The sequence below is a fragment of the Parabacteroides sp. MSK.9.14 genome (assembly GCF_019041495.1).
In the GTDB taxonomy this organism is placed as follows: Bacteria; Bacteroidota; Bacteroidia; order Bacteroidales; family Tannerellaceae; genus Parabacteroides; species Parabacteroides merdae.
This window is the reverse complement of sequence record NZ_JAHPXO010000003.1, coordinates 96,936-110,228: the sequence shown is the minus strand read 5'-3', so window position 1 is coordinate 110,228 and position 13,293 is coordinate 96,936. Positions and strand designations below refer to the sequence as shown.

The 13,293-nt window shown below is 46.7% G+C and carries 6 protein-coding genes; all 6 read right to left on the bottom strand.

Annotated features, from left to right (window positions below; translation table 11 throughout):
• Positions 1 to 346 precede the first annotated feature (346 nt).
• Complete coding sequence (locus tag KTG12_RS02745; protein WP_155143994.1) at positions 347 to 3,031, bottom strand: glycoside hydrolase domain-containing protein; 2,685 nt, start codon at positions 3,029 to 3,031, stop codon at positions 347 to 349.
• 13 nt (positions 3,032 to 3,044) lie between these two features.
• Positions 3,045 to 5,861, bottom strand: coding sequence for an NPCBM/NEW2 domain-containing protein (locus KTG12_RS02740; protein ID WP_155143992.1), 2,817 nt, complete (start codon positions 5,859 to 5,861; stop codon positions 3,045 to 3,047).
• Positions 5,862 to 5,881: 20 nt separating this feature from the next.
• Positions 5,882 to 8,140, bottom strand: coding sequence for an alpha-N-acetylglucosaminidase (locus KTG12_RS02735; protein ID WP_155143990.1), 2,259 nt, complete (start codon positions 8,138 to 8,140; stop codon positions 5,882 to 5,884).
• A gap of 18 nt (positions 8,141 to 8,158) precedes the next feature.
• The gene (locus KTG12_RS02730) at positions 8,159 to 10,435 is read right to left on the bottom strand and encodes a hypothetical protein (RefSeq protein WP_138272636.1); all 2,277 of its coding nucleotides are present in this window, start codon (positions 10,433 to 10,435) and stop codon (positions 8,159 to 8,161) included.
• A gap of 77 nt (positions 10,436 to 10,512) precedes the next feature.
• A complete protein-coding gene (locus tag KTG12_RS02725; protein ID WP_155143988.1) occupies positions 10,513 to 11,778 on the bottom strand; it encodes a mechanosensitive ion channel family protein in 1,266 nt (421 codons plus the stop codon).
• A gap of 239 nt (positions 11,779 to 12,017) precedes the next feature.
• Entirely contained in the window at positions 12,018 to 13,187 is a 1,170-nt protein-coding gene (locus KTG12_RS02720; RefSeq protein ID WP_122115820.1) for a mechanosensitive ion channel family protein, read from the bottom strand.
• Between the last annotated feature and the right edge of the window lie 106 nt (positions 13,188 to 13,293).

The window sequence follows — 13,293 nt, the reverse complement described above, 5'->3', positions numbered from 1 at the left end:
TAATAGGTGTTAAATTGGAGAAATACGGTTCTTCATTTCACAAAAGTTCTCTCTTTTTTTAGCAGAAACAAGCACATAATTCTGTAAACACCCCCATGTTGCCTTCCTTAACATCCGGGTGTAGAGAGTCGGTACATCCGGGTGTAAGAGGGGGCAACATGGGGGTGTCCGGCAACTAAAGTGCCTTGCCGAGCAATGAAAACCACCCGGTTTTACCTATTTTACAGCCGTTTTTGCATAAAATAATCGAGTGATTTGTTGCGTATTTTGTCATGGTTGCAATATTTATACTTGAAACGTAAGCTGAATGTCCTGTTTCCATACCTTACCTTATAACAGGGAATATTCATTTTTCAAGCAGGATGATCATACCACTTCTCCCCATAATTTCGCATTGTTCCAAGTTGTTCAGCCGGCTACCCCATTGTATGTCCCTTATTTCCGGCAATGAAATCGTAGCTGGGTGGAAACCTAATGCTTTCTCATCGATGGATATTTTTGCCTTTTGTGGTAGATCCGTCCAATTGGCTATCACGAGAAGAGCTTTATTTTCATTCGTATAAACGGTTGCAAGGAGATTTGCATTGTCCGTTTTAACAGGGTTGTTTTCATCCCAATAGCCATGCATGGTTGCTTTATCCATTCCGAACGAATCCCACAATTGCCAGAGTGGGACAGGATTACCGCTCCAGGGTAAACGGGGAAGCATTCCAAATACCATACCCCGAAAAGGATTGCGTGCGTCCAGTGTCTCGCTTAACAAGCCAAACGGAATACCAGACATTTCCACCAACCAGAAGTCTACCGAGTTGTCAGCTTTGAAACCTTCGCCAATCCAAGTGCGATCGATGTAAGGGAGAAGCTCTGTATAAAGATGCAGGGAGTTGGCATAACCAGCCCACTGGTTCATGTGGTTCCAAGAGTGAATGTCGATCAGGCGTCGCTTGCCGTCTGCATCGAGGATGCGTCGAGCACGTTGCAGCGTTTTACGGTCAAGAGCGCTATCGTCAATATAAATGCCGTCGACTCCCAAGTTTTTCACCATCCAATCCAGTCCGGCCAGATAATAGTTGTTCCAACGGGAATCGGGAGTCGTTATAACGGAGATGTCCATATCACCTGCATATTTTCCCTCTTCGAAAGCGTTATACCAAGCAGGGATGAAATGCGTGGCAAGGTTCTTGTTCAACCACTCGTTCGGTCCGTTACGATGAATTAATGTACGCGTATCCTTTCCGGGACCGTCATGGATCACTTCTCCGCCCAAACTACGCAAAGCCCATAGTTCGGGGATTTTCACGGTCAGTTCCCGTGTCGTGTAATATAAACGGACACCGAGATTCTTACTATGAGCTTCAGAGATGAAACGTTTCAGATCGGTGACTGATTCGTCATAATACGGATAGTTGATAAAAGGATAAATATCTTTCTTATGATGGACATTGATCAAGTTTGCTCCGGCTTTCAAAGCTGCCGGAATATAACCAGCACTTACGTCGCTGTTCGAGTGGTAGAAACGTTCTGTTGCCTGTAATTTCAAGTCAATCGGTTTAACAGGGGTGATTTGCATATCGAAATTGTAGTGCAGGATTTCGTTTTTGCGTGAACAGCGTTCGCCACTGTAAACGATCATTCGTGTTTCACCATCTTCTTCCGGCTGGATGCGGATACCACCTTTGTTGTTATTTCCCCAGGAAACAGGCAGGTTCAGTTTACCAAGTGCGTAATAGATATTGACTAACGGACGCACAAAATTCTCATCCATGAAATGAAGGTTAAGGCCGGCGTTGACATTTTCCATCCAGATTTTGTCCTGTTGTTTATCGGTGTCCCATTTCCATGATATCAGCGTGTCTGGACGAAATCCGCCTTTGTGCCCCAATCCCATCATATATTTGGATGCATAAGTCGTGTAAGGGACTTCCAAACGTATATCTTTGATTTCGATATCTTGTTTCGGTTTGACTTGAAGACGGATATTACTAATACCGTCGAACCCGAAAGTTCCCTGACATACTACATTGAAGTTTTGGCTCTTTAGTATCGTTTCCCAACTAATGGAAGCGTTATTACGGTTAGTGATACGGAGACTTCCTGGCTTCAAGGCTTCCTGTCCATTGAAAGTTTCGATAATAAATGCCATTTCCTTTGCCAGTACGGCATTTGAGATAGAATCACTGAGTCTGTTATTGGCATCATAACAAGTGGTTATCCTGCAAGGTAGCCCGCTCGAAGAAAGTTCAATTTCGCCGCCCAACCAGGAAAGAGTTTTCTTCCGGATAGTTACAGGTGTATAAGGTGCAGTCGGTTCATCGGCATTTCCCAGTGTGGAGTTGAGCCAGCGCAAACGGGTTTTCCGCCAACCTTCGTTATCTCCATGATTGGCGATCGGTGAGCCGGACACGTTTAGCTCAATTGCTATTTCGACAGGTTGGGAGCTTCCTTCCTTCACAAAAGCTTTTCCTTTATATATCCCTTTGGCTGATGCAGGGATGTCCATCCCGATCCAGAGTGCCTGTACATATCCTTTAGGGATACAGACGGTTTTCCGGAATGTTTGTCCGTCGGTATCGGTGCCTTCCTGGTTGAAACATTGGAATGAGGTGGATTTTATTTTATTTCCATCGGCATTTACCAAGTCGGAGAATGAAACGGAGACACCTTTCAACTCCTTGAAAGGTGTGAAAACACCGATTTGCCACGTATAGAATTCACCAGGTTGACAGTCTCCTTTCAATTGTAGCCAAGTGTCGAAAACGCGTTCCGTCCAACGGGCCGGAATGATTTGATCAAGACGGATATCATGCATCCGATCTTCAGCAAAACAAAAATAGCCTGCTGCCGGTTTCTGTGTCAGCAATTTTTGTAGAGCCGTATCCGAGGTAGCCTGTCGCATTTCGGAGTCCTGTTCATTAACAGTTCCGGTACGCTTCAAGTCGTCGAAAGCATTCGTGATTGTCTCCTGAGCTTTCAAGTCAACATTACTCCAGGCAAGGAGCAATACAACGACTGTTAGGAATGTTTTCTTCATATTTGTTTGTTTTTTATTCTATTATATACCAATTATAGCCTTTTGCCGGAATCCTTATTCTCAGTAGAATCGTATAATCGCGCGACAAAGTATGGAGAACCCCTTCTTTGCCTTGCTCTTTTACAACCGCCTCCGTGGTCAATCCTGTATAGTAGAGAGGTAGTTTGACGGTACGCTCCATCGGCTCGTCGGTAGGGTTATAGACCATGACAAAACCTTTCTCTTTTTTACCGGGAGCGACATGCATGATTCCGTCCCAATCTTTACCGTCAGGACGGCGTAAGTGGATCACTTCGCTGTTTAGAATATAACGATATCGTTTATACCAGTCGATGATTTCTTTTACCGTCTGTTTTGTCTCCTCGGTATCATAAAGCCGATGTCCCCGGTAACAAGCCTGTACACCGGTTCCATAGTTTTGCATCATGTGTGCCCGATAGTCGGCAAGATGTTCGCTGAGCGGTTCCAATGTAGCGGCTGCTCCGCCGCCATGATACTGGGTGAGAGGCACAAAAGTCCAACACATACTCGGAAGCCGTTCCCAAAGACCGTCATACATGACTTGTCTGCCCAGAACCAACTGCCGTTCACGCGGTAAAGACCAGTTGACTTCACGATAACCGATTCCGACTTTATTGCCTCCGTTCAGCAGATAGCCATAATCCGGGATATTCATATAGATACCATTTTCACACATCCATCGGTATAGGTTCTCAATTTGTTTACGTTGTTTCCATTGGGAATCTTTCAGCCCTTCGTGGTGAGCGTGAACGGTTGAAGCACAAACATTCCCCGGATAGGAACCGTCGTTTTCAAACACGGTCATACCTGTCTTTTCGAAAAACTGTTTGATCTTTCGGAAATAGTCATAGCCCCAATCACTGCAAAGACAGGGAGAACTGCCGAAAATCATTCCGCCTCTCTTACCTGTTTCGGGATTTATCACATCCACATCATCGCTGATCCAACGACTCGATAGCAGCGAATATCCCCCCAACTCGATACCGCGGGAGTCGGCATAGTCGCGCAATTCCTTAAACTTGGCATAGTTGGCCGGTGATTCGTCTTCCATGCTAAGGCCAGAGCCAAAGCTAATGATCAGCATTTCGTAGCCGGTATCTGCACATTGATCTATTGCCTGCTTTACGATCTTAGTATCACTGGATGTACAATGCATGAAGATCGGGTTTTCGGTTGTCCAGGGAGCAATCGTCCGATACATCCGTTTGACAAATAGCCCTTTTCGGTCTCTGTCTTCACTATCGAAAGGCATCAGCCAAGTATGGAAACTGGAAAAAGAACCGCCATTGCAGATTCGCTCGTCCGGTCCCATTGGCAGTTTGACCTCTAACAGGCAAGGAGTCAGCAGTGGATAATTACACTGCGAAATGTAGCGCGGATCGGGATTCCAGTGCTCGGTCTTGTCGGCAATCTTTTCGATGAAACCCAGAAAACCCCAATCGCTTTCGACATGGATATTGGGTTTGCGGAACATTTCCGGACTCTTGGCTTCCACCGGAGACTCTGGCTCGGCCATAGCTAACTGTTCTAGGACGAAAGAATCGAGATTGATATCCGCACCTGTCCGGTTTTCAATCTCAAACCATTTGGAAATACAAGGCAGACCGTCATAAAGGGCGTAATGTAGTTTGACTTTTACGCCTTTCAGTTCGTCCGGCCCTTCTAATAGAAAGGTCAGCTGTTTGCCGGATGGGTTCCGTTTTTTTTCCAATGCCCATCGTCTACTTTTCCAGTTAATACGCGGGGTGATTTCTGAAATCCGAAAATCGATGACACGGAACGAATTGGCAAAAGGCTCCATCCGGTCGAGCCATTTGTACTGGGTGTAACCAAATTCGGGTTGACCGTCCAAGCCACCCAGCGAATAGTTTTTGCCATCAAGCGTCAAAATCCCTTCATTGCTCACGGCACGCAGCATATTCTCTCCGGTCATCAGATTTTGGATATCGACTGTCGCCAGGTTTGGAAAAATGCGGAATACGCGACTGACTAGTCCATTGCTCAATACGATATCTTTTCCTTGGTTTGCCTGATAAACCTTTGCTTTGGCTTCCTGGTTACAGATCAGCCAATCGTAACTAGGTGACGGCAAGGGCAGGCAGATTGTTTCGAGTTGTCCGATTTTCTGTTGCAGGGATCGTTCCACTTCTTTAGACATGGAGGCAATCTCTCCTTGGTATTCGGGAGCGACCAGAGACGGTCGAATTTCGAAATAGGTAATGACGGCCTCCAACCAATCAGCATGATCACCGCTAAGTCCATCATTTGCACTTTCTGCTTCCAGTTCCAAGATCTTGATTCCTTCGACGGGAAGAGAGATTGCTCTGGCTGTCTCGCCTCCACGCATGATCCCGCTGTTATACAGTTCTTTCCCGTCTCCGGTGATTTTGAAGACTACACTTCCCTTTTCCACTTCCCCGTTTCCTTTTCCCGTACCGACATATTGTTTGCGACCGTTTGTCTGGTCGTAAAAGAGCATCGTCCCGTCGGTCAAAGGAATCTTGGCAAGATGGCTGTCCTTGTAATTAACCGACTGATCATTGATACCGATCTTGCATGTGAAAAGGGATGATTTTCCCTGAAGTGAAATCTTTATTTTGCTGTTTGCCTGTACACCTACACCATCTGCAAAAAGCGTACCGGCAACCTGTAAAGGTTCGCCGGTGACTGCTTTGCCGGATGCCGGAGTCCCGTATGGCTGATAGATGGGGGAGAGGTTCATCTCCGATAGTTTTATCTTGCTTGTCTGTGCTGTCAGACAGGGAGTCACACAGCAGAAACAAGCAAGAAGGAATTGTCTTATTGTCATAATATAATCTTTTTGAGGAGTTATTCACCCAAATTCTCAAAGATGTTACCTTCATGAATCTCATCTGCCTCGATTTCATCCTTATAATACTCGGTAGCAAGACGAGCATACTTTTTATACAGGCGGGTAGCGGTTTCCACCTCGTCTCCTTGTGTGATAGGGGTACGGACTTTATCCGGAGTGGAAACAAATTGAAGTTCCCAGTCTCCTAAAGTGCTGTAGAAATCATTGGCACGGAAAGACTCACGGCCGTGCGTTTGCGGTAAATCTTTTTCGCTGTAATTTGTCCCGGCATCGAGATGATCCTGAAGCATAGCGTAGAACTTTTCCCAGCGTTTCAGATAATATCCGTCTATCAATCCCGTCCATTCCCGCCATGAGTAGTCGAAGATAAGCGGATCGCCATCGGCCCCCCACACTGTTACAAGCGCGGTTGCGTCTTTTTCAAATAGATCTTTTTCTTCGCTATTATCCCCCCAGCTACGAGCCTGCGTCAACCATTTGTCAAAGTTGAATTCCGGACGCGTACGCAACAGTTCATCGACATCGCGCAACATTTCGAGAAAACGGTTGCTATGCAGGGCGAATGCTTCCTTGTCTTTTTTACGGAACGCCTCTGCCGCCTGTTTATGGATAGCCTGTCCGAGGTTGGACATCAGCTGGCGCTGGATATCGACAATATCAAAACGATAAGGATCGGAGTCTTCCAATCGGGCGGCATCTTTTAGCAACAAGCCTTCGGCCTGGACTACCGACAGAGGAGAGTAGGGTATCCCCAGGCCGGCGTTCGGGCCGGATTTTTTTACGTTCACAGCTGGACGGGCGGCGATGATGGAACTGCGTTCCGTCCCGTTTGTTCCGGGGCGATAGGGCCCTTCTAACAGATGCGACCAAGCCTGATGCGCGTTTTCGGACGGTTTTCCGTAGCGACGGTCTGCGTAACGGCAGAGCCATTCTTCGATATTGACTTCATCTTTATGGAGAGGCATTTCAAAAGCCAGATCATAATATACCGGATTTTGCTCGATAGACTCCATAAAGAGACCGGAACCACAAACATTCGGATTCTTTTTCACCGCATTTACATATTGGTTGGAAGCAAGCAGACGCAAATCTCCGTGCAGGTTGATACGTCCCCCGAAGTTATGCAGATTTCCGGCAACAAGCGGATACCCCCAGCAAGCATTTTCCTGCTGGCTTTTGGCCCCGTTCAAGTCCAGGATCAGCAGATTCTCTTTCGGAACAGCTTTCACGATCGGTTCGCGAAGACTCCATGCTTGCATGGCCCAAATCGAATTCGGATCAAAATCGTTGAAAAGTTTATGGATAGCGTTACCAACGGCACGCAGATATTCCGGTGTATCGACAGGCGGCTGGCTTTCGTGAAACGGATCGGCCGCATAAACACCGTGCGCTCCGTAGAGTTTCTTTTCTTCTTCCAGGAAGTCACGTCCGATCACTGTGAATAAAGAATCAGTCGGGTCCAACTGTGCAGCCCCGGTAAAACCGCACCAGGAAGGCTGCAACTGTATCTTGGCATCCGGGTATTTTTCTTTCAGTTCACGCGGAACATAGCCGGAGAATCCTTGTTGAATGGGTTGCATCCCCAATTCCAACTCCCGGTCGATAATCTGTTTTCCCAAAACGATATGCTTGTCGATCCAGGATTTGGGGAGTGGCCCTCCATAGCTTTGCAAGTTCTGCATCCATTGCCATGCGAAATGTCCTGGACCGGCCAGGAACCGACGTGCCTCTTCGTCCGTAAACTTATGTTTGAGAAGGGTATTGTACCAGACAGCTTCCAACCCGACAACAGACAACGGCATATTAATCGAGTTCATTGCCATAAAGTCAAGCTCTCGCTGCCAGCGTTCCCAATCCCACCAGGCAGCCGAGTAGCTGACCGTACAATAATTCATATAGACACGGTATTTGCCGTTGATCGTGTTTTTAACGGGGGCGGGCATGGGCAATTGCTTCGGCAGGTCCAGTTGATTGCCGAACCAGGAAACATGTGCATTACAAGTGTATTTCAAATATTGGTTGAACGCCGTCGCCAGTGAGATCGTGTTATTTCCACGCAGTACGACTTTGCCGTTGTCGGACGTGATCTCGTATGCATCCATTCCGTCGATTGGTTCCATTAATTCCAGTTTGAATTGTTCCCCGTATCCGGGAGTCACACGTTCGATCAAGTCGTAGGCCGCTTGTATCCGCGGGTCATTTTTACATCCTGTACACACTAGGATGAAAGTAAGCAGTAGTAATTTAAGTTTCATTCTGTTTGTTGAATTATGTTATTCGATGATGTACCAATTATAGCCTTTTGCCGGAATCCGTATCTTCAACAAGATGGAATAATTGCGGGCGAGCGAGTACTCCTTCCCATTTTTGTCCTGTTCTTTTACGATTGCCTTATTTGTCAGTCCCGTATAATATAAAGGAACTTCGATTTCTCTCTCTATCGCGATATCCAACGGATTATAAACGGAAATGAAGGCTTTCCGCTTCGATTGCGGGTTGACATGCATGATGCCATCCCAATCCTGTCCGTCCGGACGTCTCAAATGGATAATGTCCGAATCCAATATTTGGCGGTACTGCTTGTAGAAAGCAACCCATTGGGTCACCAGTTTCCGGGTTTGTTCCGTGTCATAGAGGCGGGGACCACGATAGCAAGCTTGCACACCGGCACCGAACAGATTACGCAGCCTTGTCTCATAATGAGACAAGTGTTCGTTCAACGGTTCAATAGTGGCAGCCGCTCCACCACCGTGATATTGGGTGAGGGGAACGAACATAAAGCCCATGCTGGGCGTTTTCTGCCAGGTACCATCGTAGATATTCTGCCGTTCGATAACTTCTTGGTAGGACCTTGGCAGGGACCAGTTGGTTTCAACATACCCCATCGGAGTTTTGTTGGAACCCATCAGAAAATACCAATCCGGGACATTCAGATAGATACCTTTTGCCCGGCACCACTGATAGAACGAGCTGATCCTATTCCACTGTTTCCACTGCGAATCCAGATATCCTTTGTGCCCACTGTGGACAGTAGAGGAACAGGGATCGCCGGGATAGGAACCGTCGTTCTCGAATACGTTCATACCGGTCGTATGGAAGAAGTTCTTCAGACGCTTGAAATAATCACTACCCCAATCTGAAGCGATACAAGGAGAAAGCCCGAAACGACTGCCTTCTTCGCGTGTCTTTGCCGGATAGCCCGTATGATGGCTAATCGCCGCATCTTTCGGTTTGGCACCACGGCTTGCTAACAACGAATAGCCCCCGATGGCAATGCCTTTGTCAGCAGCATAGCTATTCAAAGCTTTCATGCGTTGGAGATAAGATACCGAATCGTTTTCGATCTGGAAACCGCTACCGAAGGTCATGATTACCATTTCGAAGCCGACAGCCGCACATTGGTCGATTGCCTGTTTGACAGCCTGGTTACTTGATTCCCTTACGTGCATAAAGATCGGATTCTCCTGTGTCCAGGGGGCCATCATGCGCCAGAATCGACACTCGGCAAGTCCTCGTCTTTCCTGGTCTGTCGCATCGCGGAGCATTTCGAAGGCACGGCAGGATGTGAAACTTTCTCCCGGTGCAATCTCTTCAGCCGGTCCTAACAGAGGTGTTACTTCCAACCGTGCCGGCTTATATTGGCCGTAATAGCGGATACCGGTAAACTCGTATTCCGGATGATCGAATACCCAACGGACGGCGGGATTGTCTTTCATCGCTTCCATATCTCCACCCATCGCATAATCCGTAACGACGAACAGTTGGGTGAAACGGTCGATATAGTCACGCGGAGCATCTGTCTGTACTGGTCTTTTGCGGTAATCTTCCGTATAGTATCCCGTTTTTTGTGCCATCATGCGCACCTCATGGGGCTCACCATAGTGGACTTTCGGGGCAGTCTCAACCAACGCAAGAACTTCTGATTTGAATGAATCCAGTGTAACAGCCTTTTGTCCGTTGTTTTCGATCTCGATCCATTTAGACAGGATCGGAGCTCCATCATATAGTTCATAAACGATACGGATGGTTAACCCTTTGCATTCGTCTACAATTTTTCGGGGAGCCCTATAAGTGAAGGTGATGCGTTTGCCGGGCGCAGGCCACGGATATCGATTGCTAATCCAGGCCTCGTTCGGTTTCCAAGGAAAGCGTTCTTTTGTTTCGCTAACCGTATAACCAGCCAAGACAAATGCCGAATCGCACAGCTGCATGCCGGACAGGAAATCTTTTGTCAGGAAATTATGGACAGGCTGCCCTTCCAAACCTCCGACTGGATACTCTTTTCCATTGATGACAAGCACGGCTTCCGGTCGCACGGCACGCAATTCGTTTTGTCCCGTCATCAGATTATCCAGTGCGATTGTCGCACCGTTGGGTGTTAGTGAAAAGGAACGACGAAGAAGACCGTTTGTCAATTCAATTTGTTTCTTATCCGATGAAAGATTGACCTCCGTCTTATACGGGCTTCCGTCGATCAGCCAATCCTTGTTTTCGGCAAAGAGCGATTGCTGTAACAGGATACAGCAAAAAGTAAGAATTGTGTTTTTCATGTGTGACTATTATTTTTTACTGATGTCCTATAGACGAACAAAAAAAGCGTTACCCTATGGCAAGCAACACTTTTTTGTTATCTCACTATTTTCAGGCCCCTCAAATCACTGCCAGAGACATTCTGGAAGACGCTGAGTCCGAATTCCGGGATTACGGCCAGCACATGGTCGAATACGTCGGATTGAATGCCTTCGTAGGGAACCCAGTCTTTCACGGAGGAGAAGAAATAAAGTTCGATCGGAATACCGGTTTCTGTCGGTTGCAACTGGCGGACCATGCAAGTCAGTTCCTTACTGACCTCCGGGAGGCTTTTCAGATAATTGACCAGGTAGGCGCGAAACACACCTATATTCGTTTGTCGACGGCCGTTTACGCGGATGGAATCATCGATCCGGTGCGCCTCGTTATAGGCGTTCAGTTCTTTTTCTTTCTCGTCGATATAGTCTGTCAGCAAGGAAATTTTGCGGAATTTGGCCAACATCTCAGGCGTACAGAAACTCACGCTGTTCATATCGATATTGATGGAGCGCTTGATCCGCCGTCCGGGAGATTCTGACATCCCACGCCAGTTCTGGAAAGCATCGCTCACTAAGGCATAAGGGGGAATCGTCGTGATCGTATTGTCGAAGTTCTTGACTTTGACTGCGTTCAGCGTGACTTCGATAACCGTCCCGTTCGCCCCATATTTCTCCATCGTGATCCAGTCGCCCGGACGCAGCATATCGTTGGCGGAAAGCTGTATGCCGGCTACGAATCCTAAGAGCGTATCCTTAAACACCAGCATCAGGATAGCGGCGGAAGCGCCCAGTCCGGCGAACAGCGTCGTTGGTGATTTGCCGATCAGAATGCTGATGATCAGTATAAAACCAATAAAAAAAACGGCTACCTGCAATAGTTGGATGAAACCTTTCAGCGGCTTGTTCTTGAGTGATTCCTTCCGGTTATATATTTCATGCACGACGTTCAGGGAGGCACTGATGAAACGAAGTGAAACGGCAATGATGTAGATCTTGCATATCATTTGCAGGATTCCCAATATCTTGGGCGTCTCATCAACTGGGAAAGCCAGTGGCAACAGCACATACACCAGGATGGCAGGGATCATGTGCATCAGCTTGTTGATAATCTTGCGCTCAACGATCAAGTCGTCCCATTGGTTGCGGGTTCTCTTCGCAAGCCGTTTGAACATATTCAGAAAAATATAGCGGCAAGCATAGTCGATGCCGACCGTTACGGCAATGATCAGCAGCAGGACGATCGCATTGTCCAGTTCATTTGCCGAACTGCTGATAATCCCCCATTCGATCAAATGATTGTTAATCCATTCTTGTATTGCGTGCATATCCTTAAATGATTAGTTAAGTATACTTGTGATAACCTTGAATTTGTATACAAAACTAACTAATAAAAATACAATATTCCCCATAAAAAGCGATAAAAAGGTCCTTTTTTGAGATACAGCCGATTACCAAATAAAAATATTACCCCTGTGGGAAAATCAATTTTCATGCCCATGTGTTTCGGTTTGGACCAATGGGTATTTTCACAAATTTGGCAATAAAGTCTGTTTTTTCATTATCCTTACTCCGAATATTGGTAAACCTTTAATTCGAACTTGGGAACCATTGCGAAGAAATGGTCGAAGATGTCCGACTGGATACGTTCGTATTCCTTCCATATTTTATTGCGGGAGAAGAAATAGATCTGGATAGGTACGCCATATTCAGTCGATTGCAACTGGCTGATGATTAAATCGAGATCGGTGTTGACGACCGGAAGGCTTGTCAGGTATTTCTCCACATAGACACGGAACATCTGCGAATTGGTAGGTGTCACGCCTTCGTTCGGCTTGTAGTCGGCAAGCAAAGGGATTTCCTTGCGGAATGTGTTGAGCATGTCCGGAGTACAGAACTTGATGGTATTGAGGTCGAGAAAAATGGACTTCATCACACGGCGGCCTCCCGATTCGACCATGCCCCGCCAGTTCTGAAACGAAGCGCTTACCAATGTATAAGGCGGGATGGTGGAAATGGTATTATCGAAATTCTGAATCTTGACTGTGTTCAGCGTAATTTCCTGTACGATACCGTTCGCGTTTGAACCAGGAACCGTGATCCAGTCGCCCGGCCGAAGCATATCGTTGGCGGAAAGCTGTATGCCCGCCACGAATCCTAAAATCGTATCCTTGAATACCAACATCAGGATTGCTGCCGAAGCACCCAATCCGGCAAACAGGCTGGCTGGCGATTTCCCGATCAAGATGGCTATAATGACGATCCCGCCGATAAAGAACAGTAAGACCTGAAGCACCTGCATGAATCCTTTAATCGGACGGTTCTTGTTCACCTGCCGCATGTTATACATATCGAGGAACACTAAAATAAAACCATTTATCGCCAATAACAAAGCGAACACGATATACACAGCACATATTTTCTGAGACAAAAGCAACAAACCTTTTCCCCGTATAAACGCCAGAGGCAACAAGGCATAGACCAAGATACCCGGTATTGTGTGGACCAAGTGGTGGACGACTTTACGTTTGAGAAGCAACGAATCCCATTGATAATGCGTATGTTGTGCTAGTTTTTTCATACTGCCGACAAAGATCGCCTGGCACAGGTAATCCAACCCGATCGCCAGTATGACTAGCAATGCAGCAATGATCATTTCGTCGAAAGTATTTGCAATTTTAGGGTCTACGCCCCAACCGATCAGGATGCCGTTCATCCAACTGCCTAGATTTATCATATCGTATTTGCTTTTTATTGAATAACAATTAAATATTCGTTTGGTTTATCGCACGAATCGTAAATATCTGATTAATTCATTATCTTTGCCTGTAATATTACAATTC